Source organism: Marinifilum sp., assembly GCF_965230805.1.
In the GTDB taxonomy this organism is placed as follows: domain Bacteria; phylum Bacteroidota; class Bacteroidia; order Bacteroidales; family Marinifilaceae; genus Marinifilum.
Genome location: NZ_OZ246019.1, coordinates 3153184 through 3178746, shown reverse-complemented (window position 1 = coordinate 3178746; position 25563 = coordinate 3153184). Strand labels below are relative to the sequence as shown.

At 36.3% G+C, this 25563-nt stretch carries 17 protein-coding genes; 7 read left to right on the top strand and 10 right to left on the bottom strand.

What is annotated here, in order from left to right:
- Positions 1-29: 29 nt before the first annotated feature.
- From ACO05S_RS12840 to ACO05S_RS12810, 7 genes are all read right to left on the bottom strand, one after another.
- Positions 30-1586: a RagB/SusD family nutrient uptake outer membrane protein gene (locus ACO05S_RS12840; protein WP_421918408.1), complete on the bottom strand. Its 1557-nt coding sequence runs from the start codon at positions 1584-1586 to the stop codon at positions 30-32.
- Between the two features lie 18 nt (positions 1587-1604).
- Complete coding sequence (locus ACO05S_RS12835) at positions 1605-4952, bottom strand: SusC/RagA family TonB-linked outer membrane protein (protein ID WP_421918407.1); 3348 nt, start codon at positions 4950-4952, stop codon at positions 1605-1607.
- A 101-nt stretch (positions 4953-5053) separates the two neighbouring features.
- Positions 5054-6268 carry a FecR family protein gene (locus tag ACO05S_RS12830; RefSeq protein WP_421918406.1) on the bottom strand — a complete coding sequence of 405 codons (1215 nt, stop codon included), beginning with the start codon at positions 6266-6268 and terminating at the stop codon, positions 5054-5056.
- A 137-nt stretch (positions 6269-6405) separates the two neighbouring features.
- On the bottom strand, positions 6406-6981 hold the full coding sequence (locus ACO05S_RS12825; RefSeq protein WP_421918405.1) for an RNA polymerase sigma-70 factor: 576 nt from the start codon (positions 6979-6981) through the stop codon (positions 6406-6408).
- A gap of 225 nt (positions 6982-7206) precedes the next feature.
- The gene (locus ACO05S_RS12820) at positions 7207-8982 is read right to left on the bottom strand and encodes a chloride channel protein (RefSeq protein WP_421918404.1); all 1776 of its coding nucleotides are present in this window, start codon (positions 8980-8982) and stop codon (positions 7207-7209) included.
- A gap of 824 nt (positions 8983-9806) precedes the next feature.
- A complete protein-coding gene (locus ACO05S_RS12815) occupies positions 9807-12335 on the bottom strand; it encodes a hypothetical protein (protein ID WP_421918403.1) in 2529 nt (842 codons plus the stop codon).
- Positions 12336-12472: 137 nt separating this feature from the next.
- Positions 12473-13207, bottom strand: a complete 735-nt coding sequence (locus tag ACO05S_RS12810; protein ID WP_421918402.1) for a hypothetical protein — start codon at positions 13205-13207, stop codon at positions 12473-12475.
- A gap of 392 nt (positions 13208-13599) precedes the next feature.
- Between ACO05S_RS12810 and ACO05S_RS12805 the strand changes: the two genes are divergently transcribed.
- The 7 genes from ACO05S_RS12805 to ACO05S_RS12775 all read left to right on the top strand — a co-directional run bounded on the left by ACO05S_RS12805 (position 13600) and on the right by ACO05S_RS12775 (position 20135).
- Positions 13600-14421, top strand: a complete 822-nt coding sequence (locus tag ACO05S_RS12805) for an oxidoreductase (RefSeq protein ID WP_421918401.1) — start codon at positions 13600-13602, stop codon at positions 14419-14421.
- A gap of 32 nt (positions 14422-14453) precedes the next feature.
- Positions 14454-15275, top strand: a complete 822-nt coding sequence (locus ACO05S_RS12800) for an SDR family NAD(P)-dependent oxidoreductase (RefSeq protein WP_421918400.1) — start codon at positions 14454-14456, stop codon at positions 15273-15275.
- Between the two features lie 224 nt (positions 15276-15499).
- Entirely contained in the window at positions 15500-16657 is a 1158-nt protein-coding gene (locus ACO05S_RS12795; RefSeq protein ID WP_421918399.1) for an iron-containing alcohol dehydrogenase family protein, read from the top strand.
- 241 nt (positions 16658-16898) lie between these two features.
- Positions 16899-17252, top strand: coding sequence for a hypothetical protein (locus ACO05S_RS12790; RefSeq protein WP_421918398.1), 354 nt, complete (start codon positions 16899-16901; stop codon positions 17250-17252).
- A 6-nt stretch (positions 17253-17258) separates the two neighbouring features.
- Complete coding sequence (locus ACO05S_RS12785) at positions 17259-18557, top strand: alpha/beta hydrolase (protein ID WP_421918397.1); 1299 nt, start codon at positions 17259-17261, stop codon at positions 18555-18557.
- Positions 18558-18709: 152 nt separating this feature from the next.
- Complete coding sequence (locus ACO05S_RS12780; RefSeq protein ID WP_421918396.1) at positions 18710-19213, top strand: hypothetical protein; 504 nt, start codon at positions 18710-18712, stop codon at positions 19211-19213.
- A 13-nt stretch (positions 19214-19226) separates the two neighbouring features.
- Positions 19227-20135, top strand: a complete 909-nt coding sequence (locus tag ACO05S_RS12775) for a helix-turn-helix domain-containing protein (RefSeq protein WP_421918395.1) — start codon at positions 19227-19229, stop codon at positions 20133-20135.
- Between the two features lie 139 nt (positions 20136-20274).
- On the opposite strand, the gene hutG is transcribed toward ACO05S_RS12775, so the two are convergent.
- The 3 genes from hutG to ACO05S_RS12760 form a co-directional block, all read right to left on the bottom strand.
- Positions 20275-21285, bottom strand: a complete 1011-nt coding sequence (gene hutG, locus ACO05S_RS12770) for a formimidoylglutamase (protein WP_421918394.1) — start codon at positions 21283-21285, stop codon at positions 20275-20277.
- A 93-nt stretch (positions 21286-21378) separates the two neighbouring features.
- The gene (locus ACO05S_RS12765) at positions 21379-23154 is read right to left on the bottom strand and encodes a chloride channel protein (protein ID WP_421918393.1); all 1776 of its coding nucleotides are present in this window, start codon (positions 23152-23154) and stop codon (positions 21379-21381) included.
- A gap of 352 nt (positions 23155-23506) precedes the next feature.
- The gene (locus tag ACO05S_RS12760) at positions 23507-25282 is read right to left on the bottom strand and encodes a chloride channel protein (protein ID WP_421918392.1); all 1776 of its coding nucleotides are present in this window, start codon (positions 25280-25282) and stop codon (positions 23507-23509) included.
- Positions 25283-25563: the final 281 nt, after the last annotated feature.

Here is a 25563-nt window from a genome sequence, read left to right as displayed (position 1 = left end):
TTCCCTTATTAATTTGAAAATTTGTTAATCTAATACCCAGGATTCTGATCTAACACTTCTTTACCTACAAGATTAATTTCTGACTGAGGAATTGGTAATAGCTCATCACGGCCTGTTGAGAAGTTCTTAAATGCCAATACACTTGCGGCATCACCCCAACGTACCAAATCCGTGAATCTATCCCATCCTTCGGTTGCCAATTCTCTACGTCGTTCATCTTTAACATTTTGAACTGTAAGAGGAATTGATGATAATCCTGCACGAGCACGAACTTTATCCAGTGATGCTTGTCCATCAGCACCAGTTGCTCCCATTACCACAGCTTCAGCATGCATTAATAAAACATCTGCATAACGCAATACTTTTTCATTCAATGGTGAAGCGCCCATATTCAAGATAGATCTTGTAACTCTCGCTGGTAAATGATACTTACGCATACTGGCTTTCGTTTCCAAAGCAGCAGGGTTTACCCAGAAAAACTGATAAATATCGGTTCCATTAACAGCAGGTCCTATATCATCAAATACAGTTTCAGGAGTAATGAATGTAGCATCTTTTCTTACATCAGCATCATCATACATATCAATTAATCCTTTTCTTGGAACACAGTTTCCAAATCCACCATTACCCGGAACATCATCGGAACTATTAAAGATGAATCCAAACATTTGGTAAGATGAAGAACCTTGATTGTATATTGCCTGATCAGACTCAAAATCTGCACTAAAAAATCCATCAGCATAACCAATTTCAAAAATTGATTCTTTACCATATTCGTTATCCAAGCTCCAGTTATCAGCAAAGTTTTCTTCTAATTCATAATCTAAAGCCATAACAGCTTCACAATTGGTAACAACATCCTGATATTCTCCTTGGTACAAATGAACTTTTGCCAACAATGAATGAGCAGCTCCTTTTGTAGCTCTTCCCAATTCCATTTCTGCTTTTGTACCCAACACTTTAACTGCATCATCCAAGTCATTTTCAATTTGAATGTATATTTCTGATTTTGGTGATCTCGAATAAATCAGCTGATCCTCTGTTGTGGCTACGTAATCAGTAATAAGTGGTACATCACCCCAATGTTTTACCAATTCGAAGTAAGCAAATGCCCTTACAAATTTTGCTTCAGCTATTAACCTTTCTTTTGATTCACTGGTGGTTAAACCATCATAGTTTGTTGCAAACTCAATTGCAGTGTTAGCCCTGGCAACAGCTGTATACCATTTTCGCCATAAGGATAAAACACTTGTGTTATTAGGCTGAATAGCATCAAAATCGTCAAATGCTACCCCTGCAGCCCAGTATGATGCCCATTGAGAAATACAATTATCTGATCTTATCTCCTGAAAAATTATCGGGTGCATATGAGTAGATGGACCATTTATCACTTGCCATTGTAAAACATCGTAGGCTCCATTTATTATTGCTTCAATATCAGCTTCGGTTTGTATACCTGTTGCCTCATTTAAATCTGTTATGGGTTCTTTTTCCAGTAAATCATCTGTATCACAAGAACCAAGCGAGAACAGAACAAATCCCATAAGTAGAAGGGAAAATCCCTTTTTTATTTTTTTAAAGTTCATAATAGTCTTTTTTTAAGATTAATATCTGATCTGAAAACCGAATAAAATTGTTCTTGGTTGTGGATAGAATCCTCTATCAATACCTACATCAAGAACCGATTGTGCATTTGCTTGTCCAATTTCAGGATCAACTCCATCATAATCAGTAATTGTAAACAGATTCTGACCTGTCACATAAAATCTAACTTTTGATAATCCCATAGATTCTACTGTAGCTTTAGGCAAACTATAACCCAATGTTAAAGTTTTTAATTTAGCAAAAGAACCATCTTTCACATAGAAATCTGACACCCGTGTTTGATCGGTACCCGTTGCTCCACCTAGAAGGTTTGCTGGAGCACCTTCCTGTCCGTATGAAACCGGACGGTTCGAATAAGGAGCATCAAGTCTAACTGTAGCATCATAGATGTCATTTCCTTGTGATCCATACAAGAAAGCATTTAAATCAAATCCTTTGTAGGAAGCACTTAAATTAATACCGTAAGTAAAATCAGGGAATGGATTACCAATATAAGTCTTATCAGTTACACCATCTTTACCATCTCCATCTAAATCCTTAAAAATTAGTTCACCCTCAGAATCAATTCTATCTACCTCGTATCCATAGAAACTAGCAATAGGTTCACCAATATCAGTTCTTGTGATCGGATCAGGGAAAATAAAGCCAATGTTTCCGCGATCTAGTGGTTGACCATTAGAACCTAAACTTGTAACTTCATTTTTGTTATAGCCAATATTAAAAGTAGCATTCCATTTAAATCCACTTGAATAAGTTTTCTTATAAGAAACCAAGAATTCTAAACCTTCATTCTCTACGTCAGCAATGTTTGCCGCAGCTGACTGTTTTCCAATATAAACCGGCGTACCAATTGGCACCAACATGTCAGATGTTTTCTTTTTATAGTAATCTAAGGTTATTCCTAGAGTATTATTAAATGCATTAATATCCAAACCAATATTGGTTTGCGAAACTTCTTCCCATTGAACAAAAGGATTTGGAAGAAATTCTGTACTTATTCCCACAGTGTTATTACCCCCAAAAGACGGTCCGGTTCTTGTGTTAAAAAATGGATTATGTTGATAGTCCTTTATGTTATCATTACCGTTAACACCCCAACTTGCACGTAATTTTAGTAAATCAAATACGTCCGAGTCAGCAAGAAAATCCTCTTCAGAAAGCACCCATCCGGCAGAGAATGAAGGAAATAAACCCCATCTCCTATCATCTCCAAACCTTGAAGATCCATCGCTACGAATTGTAGTAGTAAACAGGTATTTGTTTTTATAATTGTATTTGGCGCGACCATAGAAAGATAACAGACCTGATTCAATCTCACTTGGCTTAAGATTAGTAATTGCAGAAGCATCCTTTATTAAAGCAAAGTTCACATCATCAAAATCATTCAAGAAAAAGTCTGATCCTGATTGTCCTTTAACACGACTGTAAGATTCCAAAACAGAGAAACCACCCATAACATCCAGATCATGATCTTCACCTAAGTTTTTAAAAGTGTAGGTAAGGTTTCCTTCCCATTGTGAATACCAGTTTCTGTAGTCAGTTTCCGTATAATCATTGGTTTCGTTGTACAGTTCATGACCAGCATATCTGTAATCATATTGCTGTATAAAGTTTCTTTGCAACGAGCGCTCCTCAAAATATGCGTATGAGGTATTGAAAATCAAATTTTCTTTAATTTTCCAGTTTGCACCAACGTTAAGCATTCGCATATCGGAAACCATTTCGTTATTGTTATGAGAAAGTGCTACATATGGATTGGTAACAGCTCCAACACCAGAGAATGGCATTGTTATACCATTTATTACACCTGTACCGAACTGTCCCATATCGTATGGTAATCCTTCCGCATCAAAAGCTGGATAAATAGCAGGAAGTGCAGGAATGTAGTTTAATACGGCAGAACCTGTACCTGCAAAGTTTTCATCAAGGAAATTTCTTTCGGTACGAACCAAATCGATTCCTACATTTATCTTCAGGTTATCCATTAAATCAGTATCAAAATTGAATTTTACATTCTTACGATTGTAATCTGATTTTCCTCGGTCGCCACCAACCATACCTTCCTGATCGAACCAACCACCAGATAAATAATAAGAATACTTATCTCCCCCATTTGCAATGGATACATTGTAATTTTGAATTGGCACATTATCATCAAATACTTCATCGTACCAATCTGTATCTGGTAATTGTGCTCTTTCTGCATCGGAAATAGTAGTTAATCCATTAGCACTTGCATAGGCATTGTAATAGCTTACATACTGATCTCTATTCATTAAATCCGGCGTATTGGCAAGATTTTGAAATCCATAATACCCATCAAACGAAACTGTTGGCTGATCGGAATTTCTTTTTCCTTTTTTAGTTTGAACCAAAATTACACCATTCCCACCTCGTGAACCATAAATGGCCGAAGCAGATGCATCTTTTAAAATGGAGATATCTGCAATATCAGAAGTATTCAAGTAATCGAGGTTAGGAACCTGTACACCATCAACAAGGAATAATGGCTGTGCCTCGCCAGCAGTACCCACACCACGCAAACGAATGGTTAAAGGAGCACCCGGAGAACCAGAGTTTTGTGCAACTGTAACACCAGCTGTTGAACCTTGAAGAACTGATTCAGGTCGACTTACCGGAAGAGCTTCGATACTTGAAGATGAGATTTTAGATACAGCTGTTGAAACCGTTCTTTTGTTTTGTACCTGTCCATAACCAATCACAATCACCTCATCAATATCCTTAGCATCAACCGCAAGTTTTATACTTATCTCCTCGCCAACAAACGTAACTTCTTGTTGCTGGTAGCCGATAAACGAAAACTGAATTGTAGAATTCAAAGGAACATCATTTAATGCATACATACCTTCAAAATCACTGGTAGTTCCCACTGCAGTTCCTTTTACCAGAATATTCACACCAGGAAGAGATTCGCCTGTTGCTGCATCAGTAACTATACCTTTTAACAATTTTGTCTGAGTAGATTTTTGACTTTCCTTTTCGCTAAGGTAAACTTGTTTCCCCTCAATTTTAAAATCAACATTTAACTTTTTATTCAACAAATTATCAAGAACAACTTTTACATCCTGATCATTTGCAACAAAGTCAATGGTCTTTTCTACAGCTTTTAAATCATCACGATAAAAAAACACATATCCAGTCTGTTTTTCTATTTCCTTAAAAACAGTCTTAGCAGGAACATCTTTTACGTTTAGGGTAATCTTCTGTAATCCTTGTGCTTGCACGGTAAAAATACTACCAAAAAGCATGAAGATTAGCAGGTTCATCATCACAGTAAGTTTATGCATTTTTAACTTACCTGATTTTACCAAGAGCTTTTTTTTCATAAATTTGTAATTTAATAGTTATACTTATATCCAAGAGGATATTGCAAACGTTATCGGGGAATGGGGCAAACATTCCCCGATTTCCATATCCTATCTTTGGGTTAATTATTCACTTTTTCTGATTGTTTTGAAGAAACACTTAGGTTTCTACCGTCAATTTTATAATCTATGCAAGTCGAAAGTTGAATTCCGATTAAAATATCCTGAACAGAATCTCTTAAATTTAGTTTCCCTGAATAGGTAATATCGTGCAGGTCTGCATTTGTTACATCCAGTTCTAATCCATAGTAAATTGATAATTTTTCTAATACCTTTTGAAGCGATTCATTATTAAACTTCAACATCTTGTTTGTCCATGAAGACGACAGTTCCGTATCGGTACCATTCTGTATTTTTAAGTGGCGCTCTTTAATAAAAAATTGTGCTCTATCGTTAGGCTTTAATATTACATCCTCAAATTTGTAGGCCTCGTTGTTCGAAGTAATTGCCACTGAACCCGAAATTAACGTGGTTGAAATAAGGTTTTCGTTTTTATAAGCGCGAACATTAAATTTGGTTCCCAAAACTTCTACGTTAATAATATCAGTATTTACAATAAAAGGACGCTCTTCGTTCTTTGCTACTTCAAAATAGGCTTCACCATTAAGAGCAACCTGACGTTCTTTACTAAAGGAATTGTTCGAAAATAAAAATTTGCTTCCCGAGTTTAGTTTCACTTTTGTTCCATCTTCGAACTCTACATTGTAAGAAGTTCCAAAAGGAACATACAACTCCTGAACCAATCTCCCGATTTGCTTACTTTTATTCTCGTTTGAAGAATACCAAACTTGGTTTTTTGTTGTAAGAATAGTGATTTTGCTGTCTTTATATTTTATACTTAGCTCTTCTTTCGGCAGCGAGATATGCGAACCATCCGGAAAAATAATATATCCTATTGATGGGTCATAACTGATCTGCTGGTATTCCATATCATTAAAAGTTAAGCGTGTATCTGAAAGATAAAGAGCTGTAAAAGCAAGTCCAACGGCAAGAATAAATGAAGCAGCTATGCGCCTCAACCATACGATAACTGATTTGTTGGGTTTGTGAGCTTTTTGTTTTTCAGTATCGGTGATGCTTGAAATATTATCCCAAACTTTATTTTTCCGAAAAATATTCTGATCTGACTCAGCTTGTTTAGCAATCCACAATTCGAAATACTTTTGATAAAGTTTCAAATTTTCCTCATCCTCTTCCAACCAATCGAGCAATTCACTGCCTTCTTCGGTTGTTGTCTCCTTTGCAAAGTATCTATATATCAAATTCTGATCAATCATATCTTTTTTTGTGGCATTCATATAAAAGACGAACCACAATAAATTACCCCCACATAAAAAAATGGATTTTTTAAAAGAAAATCACAGCATATTGATTGTCTGCACTTTGTCGGAAAAAAAATGATAACGATTGCGAACTACAATACAATTGAAGACAAATATTCACTTAATTCTCTGCGAAGTATTTTTAACGAACGAGTCATGTTTCTTTCCACAGCTTTTTCCGAAATTCCCATTTCTTTGGCTATGTCAGCATTCTTCATTCCTTCGTCTCTGCTTAATTGAAAGGTCATTAAACACTTCTCCGGTAATTTTTCCAGAGCATCAACAAGTTTCTCTTTTAATTCTTTCTCATACAAAACCCCTAAACTATTATCGGCATATGATTGCATAAGAATTGCCTCTCTTAATTTAAATTTCTGATCGTCCTGGTATTTATCAGAAAGGGTATTTCGTCTTAACTTATCAATGCATTTATTCTGAACAGATCTAACCAAATAGGCTCTTAGCGTTGTATGTATTTTAAGTTTTGATCTCTTCTCCCACAATTGAAGGAAAACGTCCTGTATAACATCTTCAACTTGTTTAGCGTCTTTCATATAATATTCGGCAATATGAATCAGCTCAGAATAATATCGATCAAATATCAATTGAAAGGCTTTAGAAGAGCCTTTAGCGAGTTGTTTCAATTGATCTTGATCGAAGTTAGCCATAGTTAATTATATTTTAAAGTTGTGATAAAAAACATGCATACAACGCCTTTACCAGCAGCACTAATTTAGAAAGTTTTATGCTAAAGCTCCAAATATTAAAATGTGTTGATTAAGGTAAATTGATATCTTTTTATTGCAGAACGGAACAGAACAGTCCGTGTTTTCTATGCTTTCATCACGACTGACATACCTACAGCCCTAATGTTAATTTAGATTCCTTCTAAATTAATCTGCGGTTATTTTAACCAAATGCTGACGATAAGCAGAAAACAATTTTGATTTTGATACAAAACCAACATATTTCCCATCATCAATAACAGGTAAATTCCAGGCTCCTGTTTCAGTAAACTTCTTTAGCACAACTTCCATTGTATCTTTATAAGAAATAGAGGCAGGAGGCATAATCATTACATTGCCAATAGGTGTGTTGTACATCTCTTTGTTAAACATGATTTCGCGTACATCATCAAGCAAAACCACTCCAATTAAATAATTTTGCTCGGTTAACACAGGGTAGATATTTCTTTTTGATTTTGATATTACCTTAATCAAATCTTGAAGTGTAGCATCTTCATTTATGCTTTTCAGGTCTTTTTCGATTACACTTGACAATTGCATAAAGGTTAAAACGGCCCTGTCTTTATTGTGTGTAATCAACTCGCCTTTCTTTGCCAATTGAGTGGTTACTATCGATTCTTTTTGCAAACTCTTAACGGTAATAAACGAAATGGTTGTTGACAACATTAAAGGAACAATTAATTCGTAACCACTTGTAATTTCGGCTATCAGAAAAATCCCTGTTAAAGGAGCTTGTAAAACACCCCCCAACACACTGGCCATTCCTACAAGTGTAAAGTTGTTGGCATCCAAAGGTTGTCCCAACTGAAAATGATTGAAGAGATACACAAAAATAAAGCCCAACATGGCACCAGTAAATACCGAAGGGGCAAATATTCCTCCTATTCCTCCGGCTCCTATGGTAATTGATGTTGCAATCACTTTAAGAAACACCATTGCCCCAATAAAGATGAGTACCATATACCATACATCAGTGTAATTTTCGAATAAACTCGATCGAAAAACTTCGTCCAACCTGCCTGCAATAAGTGCTTTTACCGTATTGTATCCTTCGCCATACAGTGCAGGAAAATAGAAGATTAACACACCTAATGCCAAACCTCCTGTTAACATGCGGTTTAGTAATAACTTTATGGCATCAAACTTATTTTCGATCAACAAAAACATCCGCGTAAAGTAAACCGATACAAAGCCAGACAGAATTCCCAATAAAATAAAAAATGGGATGTCTCTGGCAGCAAATGGTGTTGTAATGGCAAATTCTATCAGAATTTCCTCGTCTAAAAATAGCTTTGTTGTTATGGCTCCACTAACCGAAGCCATTAAAAGCGGTATCAACGAAAACCTTGAAAGATCGATTAACAATACTTCCAGGGCAAAAACAATGGCTGCAATTGGTGTATTAAAAATGGCCGCAATGGCGCCCGAGGCTCCACATGCCAACATTACTGTTATTTCTTTATAATTAAGATGAAAATTACGAGCCATATTGGAACCTATGGCTGCACCCGAAGAAATGATTGGCGACTCGAGTCCGATACTTCCTCCAAATCCTGCGGTAATTATCGAACCAATTACCGAAGAATAGGTTTTATGAAATTTTACAATGCTATTCCGTTTTGATATGGCTTGCAGAATTGCCGTAATATTGTGCTTAATAAAATCTTTAATGATATATTTTTTAAATAGCAAGGTTAGGCCCACACCAATCATGGGATACAAAAAAAACAAGTAATTCTGATAGGCCCAATCAATTCCATCTAATAAATACTCTCTTCCGCGATATACTGCTGTTTTTAATATTAAAGCGGTCATGCCTGAGGCAACACCTACAAAAACACTTAATATTAGCATGAAGTTTTGATTGTTGATATGTCTTAATCGCCAAATTAAGAATCGACGCCAGCGGGTTGTTTTTGCCATAGGGTTAAATTGGGTTACAAGACGTAATTTAACCAATTGGTGATAAATAAAAAAGTGAAACCAGATAAGCTTAATGCGAAAATCGCAAGCCCGATTGGTAATATAATCTGAGTTCGATTAAAAACATCCACCACAAGAAGTCAGATTTATTTAAGGTGAGTTCGAGGTAAAATTCGTTCACAGTTTGATCTGATTTTGAGTAGAAATTTTCTCAAATTTTAGAAGGAATATCGGGATATTTCAAGAAGATTTGAGGAAATTTATGCCAAAAACAGGCAAATACATAATGGAAAGTTCTCTTTATCTCATCTTCACATTAAAAATTCCTCAAAATAGCCTGCAATTCTTTCCGAATTTTTAATGCAAATCTATCGCAAATATAACTTTCTGCGGATAGAATGTTACGTGGAACTCAGGTTATTTAGTATTTGATAATATGCTTGGTTGCACTTAGGTTGACTGCATCCTGCGCCAAAATCATCTCGACCTGCGCATTTTTTTACCATTCTGCGCTAAAATATGCTGTTCTGCGGATCTTTTTCTTAATTCTGAGCATTTTTAGGCCATATGTTGACGGTTTTAAGCCATACCTACTCATTTTTACACCGTCCTGCGGCATAAACAGTGGTTCTGCGCATTTTAACAGTGGTTCTGCAGCATATTGGGGTCTTCTGCGGCTAAACAACCCATCCTGAGCACTTTTTAAGCGTTCTGCGCATTTTTACCCCAATCTGCGCAAGCAATACCCAATCTGCGTAATTCCAAAAAAAAGGCTGACCCATAAATTGGTCAGCCCTATTGATTCATTTGTTTTTATGCCTGCATTACAAACTACAGTCTCCTGCTTTTATATCATCCATACTTGGATTGTATTTGTTTTCGGAGATTGAAATGCTTCCTCCAATTTCTCCTTCGGTTGCTAGTGTTTTTAGGCCACAAAAGTCGTTTAAGTTTGTATTGCCCTGTATCCACAAATCACCCTTAAGCGTTTTAAGATTTGTAAGTGCATCTAAATTTGAGATGTTGTTATAAAGAATGGATAAGTGTTCACCTATCGTAGTAAGATTGCTTAGTCCACTTATATCATCAAGCTTAGCATTGTGCTGAATTGAAATTGAAGTTCCGATTTCAGTTAATCCACTTAGCGCATTAATGTTAGTGATGTTGTTGTTATGTCCTATTGTCAAAATATTGTTTACTTTTTTTAGCGAGCTGATACCATCAATATTCTCCAATATTTCATTCTCTGAAATGATCATAGTTGAACACTCTTCAATTCCCTTTAAACCATCAACATTTTGAAGAACAGGGTTGCGATAGAGCTCAACAGATGTATGGTTACTTACATTACTTAAACCATTAATATTCTTAAGCATCGCATTGTCGATAATTGAAATACCAGAACACCATGTAAGAGAATTAAGTGCATCCAAATCTGTTAAGGCCGCATTATTTGAAATTCTCAAAAATGTAATAGAAGTTACATTATTAAATCCTTCAAGATTTACCAGCTTAGGGCAACTTTCGATGCTTATATTGTAAATACTAGTGAAATTTTCCAGACCTTTAAGAGAAGTAATGTTAGTACCATAAATAGAAAGACGGTTCACACTTTTTAGCATCTCCAGACCTTCCAGGGAAGTTATATTTTCACCATTTATCTCAAACTCACCTCCAATTTCTTCCAGTTTCTCCAAACCTTTAAAATTGTTACCCGAATAATCCATTGTCAAATCACCACCTATGTTTTTTAGGTTTTTAAGAAAAGATAAATCGGTAATTTGGTTACCTCCATACATATTTATGTATAAATTTCTTTCAATGGCTTCCAGGTTTTCCAGATCAGTAAAATCATACAAGCCATCATTATCTGAAACGTATAAGGATCCTCCAATCGTTTTTAAATTCTTTAGTCCTTCAAACGATGATATCTTGTCACACCTTATAACCCGCAAATCACCTACTATCTCCTCTATATGTAACAAAGGGCTAAGGCTATAAATCATTCCGGTACCCTTTCCTGATGAATATGCTTCATCGCCATTAAGCTCAACATTCCCAATAATTTTGGTGTAGCCCAGTTTTCCAAATTCTTTCAACTGCTTTTGACTGGTAAATGTAATATCTCCTACAAAAGTTGTTTGGGCAGTGGTAATTTTTTCAATTGTAATTACATAGTCTTTGCTATTGGTTTTAGAGCTTACCCTAAAAGCAAGTCCTGCACTCCAATCGATTATTTCTTTGGGGTTAGGAGAAATCGAAGCTCCTTTTGAGATAGAAAAATCAACATTCTCTACATTGCCGAGCTCAGCATCCATGGGTAATTTCACTTTAACTGTTCCATTTTCATGATCAATTACTCCCCAGTATTTTAAACTGTTGTGCAATACATAAAAGGAAGTTAGCAGGTTATCAACAGTCGAATGATCACTTACTTTTGTAATGATAACTGTGTATTTATTCTCTGTTCCGTCTGCCGAGATAACAGTAATTTCTTTGGGTAATGTCCAATCATTATCTTGCATATCAGCAAGGCTGGTGCTGGCATTTTTAGATATTGTATATTCCAAATCTGGCAAGTTGCTTAAATCAGCATCATCAGGTAAGATAAGTTCTGCAATTTTTGTTTCGTGGTTGATACTTGCCCAATACTTTATTGATTGCAACTGCACAGATAAAGAGCTTAAAAGATTTCCCGTGTCCATATCATCTGATATTGTATTCACAGCAATGGTATATGTTCTTTCATCTCCATTTTGAGCGATTACAGTGGTCTCTATTGGCTTACTCCAATCCTTAATTTCGGCAGGCGAAGGATTAATTTGAGCAGCTTGTGCAATGGTGTATTCAATATTTGTGAGGTTCTGAATATCGGTTACACTTGGCAGATTAACATTAATCGTATTCTTTTCATGATCAATTACCCCCCAGTATTTTAAATTGTTTAAAAGAATGGAAAAGCTGTTAATGCTGTTGTTTGTTGACTCTCCTATACGCTTTACGCTGATTTGGTATTTACGTGAACTGCCATTCTCTGCGGTAATGGTAAAGTCAACCGGATTTTCCCAGTTTGTTACAGAACTTGGATCAGGTGAAATACTTGCTCCTGTTGATAAATTAAATATAAAATCTGCATTCTTGAGATCAGCATTTGTCTCTACATTTTCAATAAATACAATATTCTGATCGTTGTTTACCAATCCCGGATATATTTCACCATTAATGGTAAGATTAAATGAAACAATATAATTATCAACATTTTCGAGCGTATCGTCATTGTCGCAGGATGTAATAACCATGCCAAACAAACAAGCACAACATAATACGATTGTTCTTAAGCTTTTACTTTTCATTTTTAATAGATTTTTTTATGATTTGAATTTTATACTGTGCAGATAAAGTTATTTGCCTATGTTTTTTTAAAAAAAAACAAAGCCCAATTGCCTTCATAAGGCAATTCGGCTTATATCTGAATGTTGCCGGTATTGGCTTATTCTGTTTTTTCCTCTCTTTCTTCTCTTAATTGGCGAAAATATTCCGATGAGTATTTCTCCAATCGCTCATCATTCTCCCAGAATACGTATTTTCCGTACTCATAAATCTTATCCATCGCTTCTTTCAAGTACATGTATGCACGATCCCTCATCTCTTTTGCAGGCTTATCGTTCTCGTCTCTTTCACCATTAATGGAACTAAGCAAAGAACCCATGCTGTTTGCCAATTCCAAAGCTCTTTCAAGCTTTGTATTGTCAAAACCAATATCAGTTAATGCTTGTGGGTTTGCTGTACCAAAACAGTGCAGATTGCTAAAATCCTGAACCATGTCGCCATACCCACTGCCCTTCGCAATTTTGTCAACCACTTTTTTGCCTTCCTTGTCGTTTCTGTAAGCAAACTTAAAATCATGAATCAGTACCCTATGTAATTTTTTGGCCTCTGCCGACAGCACTTTCCATTGTTCGGCCAATTCGGTTTTTCTTTCCGACTCTTTTAGCCATTCGGATTGGGTGTGGCGCAAAGCACCAATTCGAACTGGCAAGCTGGTGATGTATATTTCATTCAAACCAGCAGCTACAAGCTTATCTTTATCTAATGTAACATAGTATGTTTTGTCTTCGGCCTCGGTCAAGAAAATGCTTACAGGCATTCCTGGATCACTTACTACATTTTCGGGGATAGATAATAAGGATTCTTTAATCGATTCGAAGCTCTCTTTGTTTGTCATTATATCAAATTTTAGTTTTAAAAAAGTGCATTAAATATTATAACTTTAATCGATAATCCAAAATTATAAATATGCATTTCGTTTACTACAATTAAAAATGCATAAACACTACTTAAGTATAATAGTATAAATCACCGACTTTAGATATAATCTATGTTTTAAAACATAGCCAGCATACATCATACTACACATATTTATGAATGTCCTCAGGTGTTTTCAGTTAAGAATAAAGCCATACCGGCTTCTTGAAAGATATTTTTTTATGCAGATTAAACCATGCCGCTTTGGTTAAAAGTAAATCGTATACAACTATCCGTGAATCGTATAAAAACACCTCTGTAAATCATTGTAAATTTATCACATCTAAAAACATTCAATTAAAAATATCCCTTATGAGTAAAAAAGTAGTTTTGATAACAGGAGCAAGCTCTGGTTTTGGAAAATTTACTGCCTTAGAGCTAATAAAAAAAGGCTACATTGTATATGGTGCAGCCCGTCGTGTTGAACAAATGAATGAATTGGTTTCTGCTGGTGGAAAAGCCATTAAAATGGACGTAACCCAAGACGATTCGGTAAAATCAGGTGTTGATCAGATTATTGAAAAAGAAGGAAGAATTGATGCCTTGGTAAATAATGCAGGTTTTGGTTCGTATGGTTTTATCGAAACCACCAACATCGATCACATGAAACGCATGTATGATGTAAATGTTTGGGGCTTGGTAAGGGTATCTCAACATGTTTTGCCACATATGCGCAAGATGCAAAAAGGTAGCATCGTAAATATTAGCTCCATTGTGGGCAAAGTAAGTACCGCTTTTTTAGGTTTTTATGCCAGTTCGAAACATGCCGTTGAAGCACTTTCGGATGCCATGAGGCAAGAAGTGAAGCGCTTTGGAATTAATGTTTCGATTGTTGAACCCGGAGCATTTAGCACTGGTTTTGACGATGTGGTACTAAAAGAACTTGAAGCGGTAAATCCGGGAGAAGCCTATCAACCTATAGTTGATAATTTTATTCCATACTTTAAAAAGATGTATGAAAAGGCTCCAAGTCCAGAACCTGTTGTAAACGCCATTATTAAAGCTATTGAAGAGAAAAACCCGAAAACCAGATATGCAGTAGGCATGGATGCCAAAGGAGGAATTATGATGAAAGGTTTATTGGGAGATCGCACTTTCGATAACATGATGCTTGGACAAATGAAAATGAAATAATCTTAGATTTATTAATATTTAAAATAATAATCATGGAAAATTTTAAAGATAAAGTAGTTGTTATAACCGGGGGAGCAACCGGAATAGGTTACTCATTTGCTAAAAAGTTTGGACAAGAAGGAGCAAAAATTGTTATTGCAGGAAGAAGGCAAAACAGGAATGAAGAAGCGGTTGCGAGATTAAAGAATCTGGGAATTGAAGCTACTGCTTTTCCTTGTGATGTAACCGATCGTAAAAGTGTTGAAGAATTGGCTGATCAATCTTGGGAAAAATATGGGCATGTAGATGTTATCGTAAACAATGCGGGAAACATGGTTCAAAGCAAGTCTGTAATTGATTCAACAGGCGAAGATTTTCAGAAAGGTTTTGCCGTTAATGTGTATGGAATGGTTAACGGATGCTCAGTTTTCGGTAAAAGAATGATTGAGCAAGGAACACCAGCTGCCATTTACAATATTGGTTCAGAGAACTCTTTCTTCCACGGTGTACCCTTTGCAGCACCTTACGTAGCTAGTAAGCATGCTGCGCTTGCAATTTCAGAATCGTTGCGCGAAGAAACACCTGATTTCATTGAAGTGTCGCACATTTGCCCGGGTTTTGTAAAATCTGAATTAGGCGACGAAGCATCCATGCAATTGGCTATGGATACCGACAAGTATACAAGCATAGCTATGGAACAAATAAAAGAAGGAAAATTCTATGTAGTGTCGCATGCTTATAACATGAAACGTATTGATGATCGTTACAAGGAGGTAAAAGAGGCTTTCGACAAATATGCTCCTCGTTATGAAGGTGATGAAGAACACGATGTTCGAACATTAATGCAGAAGCTAATGGAAGCTGAAGGCAAATAAAATAGCTTTTCACAAAATGGTCAGCTTATTCCCGTTTTACCATGGAGCGAGCATGATTAAAATAATTATTACACATACAGGATAATGGTTATTTTGATCTTGCCGCTTCCATCTGACAAATGGAAAAACTATAAACAGAAAAACGAGTCTTAAATGGTTTTGATTTTGAGACTTATTTCATGGTAAAACCGGAATAATTATCAAATACAGCAAAAATTAAAAATATGTATCAATTTGCACATCCAGGTCATTTAATATTTGGTCTTGGATCAGTTAAAAAAGAGCTTCTTAAAGAAGTTGAGAGATTCAGTTTGAAAAATATATTGGTGGTAACCGATAAAATATTGGTTAAAACCGGAGTTACAAAAACGGTTACTGATATTCTAATTGAAAACAATATTTCCTTTTCGATTTTTGACGAAGTACTACCCGACAATCCATCTCATATTATCGAAAAAGCCATCAAAGATATGGCAGGTGAAAAAATTGACGGGATTATTGCTGTGGGTGGCGGAAGTACTATGGACTGTGCCAAAGCGATGGATTTAATGCTTACGCTAGGCTTGGATAATTTGGACAAGCACTTTACCACACGCACAGGCTATTGGTGTACCGATAAACTATTGCCCCTGATTGCCATTCCTACAACAGCAGGCACCGGAAGCGAAGCGAGCCCGGCAGCAGGAATTAAGGATGTGGAAAAGAAACGCAAGGAGTCTATTTACGGACCAGGGATGATTCCAACAATTGCCATTGTTGATGGTGAACTACACAAAGGAATGCCTGCTTCTGTAAGCATGTCTACAGGCTTGGATGCCTTGTCGCATGCCTTGGAGGCATTATATTCAAAAGAAAGAAACAATTTAACCAAAACTTTTGGCTTACAAGCCATTCGCTTAATTGTAGAAAATTTACCAAAAGCTGTTGCAGATGGTAGCAATTTGGAAGCAAGACAAAACATGGCAGAAGCATCAACTCTAGCAATATTTGCCGGCATGCAGGGAATGACTCATATCGGACATGGTATAGCGCATGCAATCGGTGGGCAGTGGAATATTCCGCATGGAGTAGCCGTAGCACACGTGCTGTTTCCAATGGTAGAATACTTAGCTGATGGTGTACCGGATTCTACAGCTGATTTATTGAACATTTTTGGTGTAGAGGCAGGTGAAAACCCAGGCAAAGCGCTTGCAGATGCCATGCGTAAATTTGCAGAAGGCATTGGCTTGCCTAAACTTAGCGAGTTCGAGAAAACCAACTTGGATGAGTTAGAGATTGTAGTTAAAAATGCACAAGGCTTTATTGCTCCGAGAGAAGCTTATTTGGTAAAAGGTTTGCCAAGCAATGAGTGGATTGAAAGTGCAATAAGAGAATCGATATAGTATCTGCAAAAAGCAACTGATTTTTACAAGTAAGAAAGAGTTTTGTTGGCATCGAAATATGGATTTTAAAATTGGTATCGTTTATGATGAAGCCTGCCGACTTTAGTGTAGTTCGACGCGTTGTTGGCAGGCAACTTTTACGACCTATTAATTATACCAGTATTGCAAACCCGAATTTACAGATGCAATTGTAAACAGAGCAAGTCAATTTTTAAATAAGAACAATTTAAAAGCTTAAGTAATGAAAACGATACACAAAAGACTTTTAACACTCGAGGGCGCACTCTTATCCTTGGTTGGACCTGTGCACATTATCTACTTGATTTTCTTTTTAGAGGCTTCAACAGTAGATAAAGCTCAATACATCGGCATACTGGTCATCGGAGCTTTATATACATTATTTGGGATTAGTTTTCTTCTGCGAAAAAAAACACTGCTTCTTCCGGCTCTTATTATCAATGCGCTTGGACTGACAGCTGTTTTGGTTTTGCAGGAAGCATCACCTTTGTGGGAAATTGATCCCTATTTAATTGCTGTTGATTGTGTTAGTGTACCCATGCTATTGTATTTTAACATTCGAAAAAATAAACTATAAAAAACAATGAAATATATCGTTAAAACATATCTTTTCGCAATAATGTGCCTGATGTTTGTTTTATGGGCAATTTGGATGTTTTCACCGGCATTAAGCATGGAGATTTTTCAGGTAAAAGCGGCATCCTTAGTCAGTATCAATGCTCTTAAAGCAGATATTGGTAGTATGCTCCTGCTTATGGGATTGCTAATACTCTTCTATTTTATCCGTGGCTCGTGGTGGCTGAAACCAGCAATTATAGCAGTATCTGTTTTGTTATTCACTCGTTTCATCAGTATCATGATTGACGGAGTTTCTGAGCAGGCTATTGTTGGTATTGTTACCGAATTTTTATCATTAGCAGGGTTTATATATTTGTTGCGTTACCACCCCACGCCATACAATTATGTTGAAGCTCTACATCCCGATTTTCAGAAATTAGGGATCATTAATTATCGGTTTAAAGGAACATTCCCAAAAAAAATGATGAACCGATTTCTTAAAAGGGCTTATAAAAAACAAGAGTTTAATGATTCAATCGAAATTAAATACTATCAGATTGAAGGATATAAAGAGCTTCGAAATGTAGAGGTATATCAGAAAAAAAATAGTTCGGACAATGCTCCGGTTATTGTAGCTTTTCATGGTGGTGGATTTTGGATGTATGCAATTCCCACTTACAAGAAATTGTATGAATCCTATATTTTGGCAACAGGTGCAAAAGTAGTTTTTATCGACTACACCCTGGCCTTGGATGGTGCTTATCCGCATGGAGTAGAAGACTGTTATAATACTGCAATTTGGGTGTTTGACAATGCCCAGAAACTTGGGATAGATAAAAAGCGCATTGCACTTTATGGCGATAGTGCTGGAGGGGCTTTAACGGCAGCTGTTGCTCAAATGCTGCGCGACAGGCAAGCGTTTACCCCTTGTTTTCAGATGATGGTTTACCCACTCACAGATGATCGCTTGCAAACAGAAAGTGCAAAAAAATACACAGGCGTTCCTATTTGGAACACTCCTATGAGCCAAGATGCCATTAAGCTATATTTGAGAGACACAAAAGGGGAAACTCCAGCTTATGCCTATCCTTTACGAGCCCATAACTTTTCGGATCTTCCACCATCATACATTGAAACAGCAGAATTCGACAGCCTAAAAGATGAAGCCGAAATATATGCAGATCAATTAATGAAGGCGGGAGTTGAAGTAGAATTAAACAAAACAAAAGGAACACTGCATGGCTTTGAAAGTGTAATAGATAGCAGTATTACCATACAAGCCATTGAAAGAAGAATTGCTGCATTCGAAAAGGCATTTAAATAATAAGATAAGCATGTGCCAAAAACAAAGTTTGAACAGTTGTGCCCGTGATATCAAAAAATAAATTTTAAATAATACCAATATTACCATGAAATAAGTCTCGTTTCATGATAAAACCGATATAACTTTGTGAAACATTGAAAAAAGATAAAATCATGAACATTTTACAATCACTTGAAGCTTATGCTTCCGCCCAAAAATGGGTAGCTATCAATTTTATGATCCTTGGATCTATCTTGCTAATTCTTGCAGGGATATTTGCATTTTTTGTTGCCAAATCGCCCATGGCCTCCGGAATGAAATGGGGTTCTTTAGCTGCAGGAATCCTTATCATAGCTGGCGGATTATCATATCTTAATTTCAACGAAAAAACAAAGCAAGAATCTACCGCCATTTACCAAAAAGATGTAGCCGAGTTTGTACAATATGAGCACGAGAGAATGGAAAAAGTTGATAAAGGCTTTATATGGTATCAAATTACATTTGCAGCATTTGTTTTAGCTGCACTAATTGTGATAATTTTTGTTAAATCGCCAGTATTAAAAGGCGTAGCTTTTTCAGTTGCCATCCTTTTTATCGGACAGTTACTTATCGAAGGCTTTTCGCATAAATCCATTGCCGAGTACACAAATGTATTGAGGCAGGAAATAAAAAAATAAGAGAAAGTGTAAGATGGATTCAATTACTAGAATAGAAAACATTAGCGAATTGCATAAAATGCTTGGGCAAGAAGAGCCTAAGCATCCTTTAATTGGGCTTATTGATTTTTCGAAAGTAAAGCCCCAAGGGCACGGAGGCAATATAAAAATCTCGACAGGTTTTTATACTGTATTACAAAAAAACCTTTGCCCCGGAGCCTTGCGCTATGGAAGAAACTACTACGATTTTCAGGAAGGAACTTTGTTTTTTCTTGCGCCCAATCAGGTAATTTCAATAGAAGACCCCGATGAAACAAAGGATATTTATGGTTGGGGCTTATTTTTCCATCCTGAGTTAATACGCAAGACTTCGTTAAGTTCTAAAATGAAGGATTACAATTTCTTTTCCTACAATTTGCACGAGGCATTGCATTTATCAGATAAAGAACAAAACAAACTTAAAGGTATAGTTGAGGATATTGAACTTGAACTTTCACAAAACATCGATAAGCATAGTAAAACTTTAATTATTTCAACGCTTGAACTATTGCTAAATTACTGCAATCGTTACTATGATCGCCAATTTATTACTCGAACAAACCAAAATAACGACCTTATAGTTGAATTTGAGGGCTTGATTAATAACTATTTCAATACCGATGTCCTGAAACAAAAAGGCTTTCCTTCTGTGAAAGATTTTGCAAATCAACTTGGCTTATCCCCAAATTATTTGAGTGACATCTTGAAGAAAGAAACCGGCAGAAATGGCACTGATTTTATTCAATATCACATTATAGAAAAGGCTAAAAATAAATTATTGGGCTCATCCGTATCGATAAGTGAAATTGCCTATGATTTAGGTTTTGAATACCCTCAGTACTTTAGCAAAATGTTCAAAAAGAAAACCGGAATGACACCGGGAGAGTATCGGAGTTTAAATTAACGTGAGTTCGACGTAAAATTAGAACTGTATCAATATGAGACTATCGTGACACCCAAGGGTGTACAGTCTCATATTTCAACAAAAGAAGCCTTTCTAAGCAAGAATATGAATAAGCAGGATATGATCCCAACTCAATTGTCTAGCAAATACAATCCGAAGCAGAGCCAAACTCAACCAAGGAGTTAATCACTGCAAAGACAATAATGGCAGCCAATTTGGAAGTTCTGTTATCCTCATCGAAACGAGGGGAAACTTCGGCAATATCAAAACTAATCACCTTTCCGGATTGAATTACGGTTTTAATCAACTTCAAAATCATTTCGGGATGCAAACCAAAGGGTTGCGGAGCGCTCACACCCGGAGCATAAGCCGATGAGATTACATCCGAACAAAGCGTCATGTAAATGTTTTGTTGTTGCCTGGCAAATCGCACCAAATCTTGCCCTACCGAAAACATGTTATCATTGGAAATATCTTTTGCCATTAGGTATTTTACGCCCAATTCGTCGGCTTTATTAAACAAACTAACCGTATTTCCATATTGTTGAATGCCGGCAACCATATATGAAAAGTCTTTTGCATTGATTTTGCATCGGTCAGCAATTTGCGCAAACATCGTTCCTGAACTTGGACCATTTTTATAGGGTCGCATATCAAAGTGTGCATCCAAATTAAATATTCCCAGTTCTTGATTTTCCTTTTCTGCAAGATATCGTTCTATCCCGATGTAATGTCCATAAGCAATCTCATGTCCACCCCCTAAAATCAATGGAAATAATCCCATTTTTAGCATCTGGTAAACCGCATCCGATAGTACATTTTGTACCTCCTCAAGCTCAGCCTCGTTACTTACAATATTGCCACAATCGTAAATATTTGTTCCCTTCGGAAAAGAGCAAGGCAGGTTTGCCATTTCTTTACGGATACTATTTGGAGCCTTCGATGTTCCTTTTCGCCCTAGATTTCTTTCTACACCTTTGTCGCAACAGAATCCTAATAAACCAAATCCTTTTAAAGGTTTCTTGGGAGTTTCAAGAAGATCTATTGATTGGATTATCTGATGCCATCTGAATGCAAGGTAGTCCTCCTCATCGTCAATTCGTCCCTTCCAAATTTCAGGGTCGATTGTTTTATAGTGTTTGTTCTTCATGATTAGTCGTTTGTTACCGTAAGCCAAAAATAGAAAAGCCTCCCCATCTTTGAGCAAGCTTTCATCTTAAATAGTCACAAAATAAAACAGGTATTATTCATCCGAGAAGTGCACCAAAACCCTACGGTATACGTTAAAGATTTTTGCTTTTGATACAAATCCCAAATATTTTTCATCCTGAGTAACCGGAAGATTCCAGGCTCCTGTTTCTTCAAATCTGCGCATCACCTTTTCCATCGGAGCATTAGCATCTAAAATAGCGGGTGGCATAATCATTAGGTTTCTTACATAAGTATCCTCATACATATCAGGGTTAAACATGATATGACGTATATCATCCAACAAAACAATTCCTAACAACTTGTCATCTTCATCAACCACTGGAAAAATATTTCTTTGCGAGTGAGAAATAATCTTTACCAATTCTCCTAATGTAGCATCAGGACTTACTTTTTTCAAGTCAGTCTCGATTACCTTTCCCAACTTCATTAAAGTAAGAACAGCTTTATCCTTATTGTGAGTAATCAATTCACCTCGTTTGGCCAAACGTTTGGTGTAAATGGAATGTGGTTCAAAATACATGATGGTTAAGTAAGCAATTGTGGCTGTAACCATGATTGGGATAAACAATTCGTATCCTCCGGTAATTTCGACAATCAGGAATATTGCAGTTAATGGGGCATGCATCACTCCAGCCATCATTCCTGCCATACCAATAAGGGTAAAATTACTTTCGGATAGCTTCACAACATTCAACCCGTTAATGAATCGGGCTACAAAGAAACCTGAAACTCCACCAAGAAAAAGCGATGGTGCAAATATACCTCCAACTCCACCGCTACCGGTTGTTACGGTTGATGCAATCACTTTAAAACCCAAAACCAATACAATATAGCCTAAAAGCAACCAATAATTATCTTTTAAGAAATAGAAGATACTGTTATTTACCAAGTCAGTATAATTCCCATCCAACAAGGCTTGAATAGTTATATAACCTTCACCATAAAGTGGTGGGAATAGGAAGATCAGAACACCTAGAAGAATTCCGCCGACCATCATTTTTCGATAACAGTTCGTTATGCGATCGAACTGCAGCTCTAAAAACATCGAAAGACGAGTAAAATATAGAGATACCAAACCTGCAAATACTCCTAAAAGAATGTAGTAGGGAAAATTTCCAATAACAAAAGGTTCTGTTACATCATATGAAAGCAAAACACCTTTTCCCATAAAGAAATAAGCAATGCTTGCACCTGTAATTGATGAAATTAACAATGGAATTAGTGATGCCATGGTAAGATCCAACATCAAAACCTCTAGCGTAAATACCATACCAGCCATTGGTGCTTTAAAGATTCCTCCAATTGCTCCTGCAGCTCCGCAACCAACCATTAGGGTAATAATTTTTTGGTTCATGTGGAACATCCTACCAAGATTGGAACCGATTGAAGCACCGGTTAAAACCACTGGTGCCTCAGCTCCTACCGATCCACCAAAACCAATGGTAAGTGTACTGGCTAATACCGATGAGTAGTTATTGTGTGATTTTATGAGTGAATTTTTCTGTGATATGGCATATAAGATTCTTGAAACTCCATGACCAATATTATCTTTTACAAAGAATTTTACAAACAAAACCGTAAGTAAAATACCAATAGCAGGATATGCCAGGTACAACAAGTTTGCCGACTCAACATGCAAGCGATGCGTTAAAAAATGATGGGTAAAATGGATGGTATTTTTAAGCACAAGTGCAGCTAATCCACTTATTAAACCAACCAAAAAACTTAAAATTAAAACAAACTGTCGTTCCTTAATGTTTTTTACTCTCCAAATTAAAAATCGAGAAAGCAAACTCTTCTTCTTCATTGCTCCGAATCAAGATTATTTTATTCCACATACATAAAGTTAAAGGTCGGATGGCTGCAGAAGTCAGGCGGCCTTAGGGCATAATACATACAAGCAGCTATCAACTGACATTTACGTATTTTATTGATTTTAGCATATTTATAACATTCCTCTGCTAAAAGTCCTTCAAAAATTGACTGCAAATGTAGCAGATAATTAGAAAGCTTATACTCTTTTCCAAGATTTTTTTTTACTGATTTCACAATTAACGATAAGCTAATGAATTAAAGGCACATCTAAAGAAATGCTCTCTTTTATGCTATTAATAGGCGTAAATCTGCCATAAAATAATTACCCAAACATTAAAATAAAATTAATCTTCAGAGAAGTGTTTTAGCATTCGACGGTAAGTTGAGAAAATCTGGGCTCTTGAAACACATCCGCAATATTTCCCATCTTTTAATACCACCAAGTTAAACTTATCGGAGTACTGGTATTTTCTGGCAACATCAGCCATTGACTCATCATGCTGAATAACAACTTCCGGAATAACCATTAAATCGCGCACAAAAACAGAATCGTACTTATCAGGCTTGAACATGATTTCACGGATATCATCTAGTTTTACTATTCCTTGAAAGTTATTTTCATCATCAATTACAATAAAGATATTTCGCTGTGCTTTGGCTATAATTTTTACCAAATCACCAAGAGTTGCTTCAGAATTAACGGTATTAAAATTCTTCTCAATCATTCTGGTAACACTCATAAGCGACAACACATTCTTATCCTTATCATGAGTCATCAACTCCTTTCGCTTGGCAAGCTGGATGGTATAAACCGAATGTGGTTCGAAAGTTTTAACTGTTGCATAAGAAATGGTAGCAGTAATCATCAAAGGAACAAACAATTGATAACCGCCTGAAATATCTGCAATCAGGAATAAGCCGGTTAAAGGAGCATGCAATACCCCTGCAATCATTCCTGCCATTCCAATCAAAGCAAAATTATTTACCGGCAAATCTCTTAAACCAAAATACCCTATTAGTTTAGCAAACAAAACGCCTGAGTTTACTCCCATAAAAAGAGTTGGTGCAAATATGCCCCCTACTCCACCTGCACCAAAAGTAATCGATGCCGCTATTACCTTAAAGAAAATAACCATTGCCATCAATACAACAAAGGCTAAAAAATTATCCTGCAGGGCATAAAAAAAAGAATTGTTATACAAATAGGAATAATCACCAGACAAACACGCATTAATCGCATGATATCCCTCACCATACAGGGATGGCAAAAAGAATAGAATAACCCCTAATGCCAATGATCCATAAATCAACTTTTTATATGTATTGCCAATCTTATCAAACAATGAATGAATAAACATGTATGATTTGGAAAAATAAGTTGCTATTAATCCTGTAAAAATACCAAGCACAATATAATATGGCAGATCTTTCAAGATAAAACCATCCTGAACTTCGAATGGATACAATACATTCATTCCCAAAAAGAAATAAGAAGTTAGTACTGCTGATGCTGAAGCAAGCAAGAGAGGTACCAAAGACCACATGGTTAAATCCAGCATGATCACTTCCAAGGCAAATACTATTGCTGCAATTGGAGCTTTAAATATGGATGCCATAGCTCCGGTGCACGCACATGCAAGCAACAAGGTAATTTGTTTATAGTTGAGATGAAAGAGTCTTCCTATGTTTGAACCCAAAGCCGCACCTGTTGCTACCGTAGGCCCTTCTAAACCCACCGATCCGCCAAACCCTACAGTAAATGCAGAAGTAATAATAGAAGAGAACATATTGTGACTATTGATCTGTCCGTTAGTTTTCGAGATGCAATAAAGTACATTGGGAACACCATGGCGAACCGGACGACGAATGACGAATTTGATGAACAAAACGGCCACTGTAAGACCAATTGTAGGATAAATCACATAAAGGATATTTTGGTATTGTTCTGACGAATTATGATGCAGTAACTCACTGATAAAATGCACTGAGTTTTTTATAATCACTGCTGCTATACCTGATATTATGCCGATAAGTACCGCCATAAAAGAGATAAATTGACGATCACTTACATGCTTTAAACGCCAAACTAAAAAACGACCTAATAATGATTTCTTCTTCACTCTAATTTAATATAAAAAGCCAATCAAAACTCCTTGATTGATAACCGCCAACCCTGATTTTAAGCCTAAAAAAAGTAATATTGATCGTAAGAAACAAGATCCAATGCTGAAATCGGCTCAAAAATCAAGAATAATAAGGTATCTATAATTAATCTAAAGAACCCTTTTTGACAATGCCGACTTTGCAAGGATGAATATTCTCAAAATCATTGGCTAAGACCCATTCTTATCAAGAATTTTTCTAAATTTGCAAACAAATCATCTGACTAAGTAAGGCACAA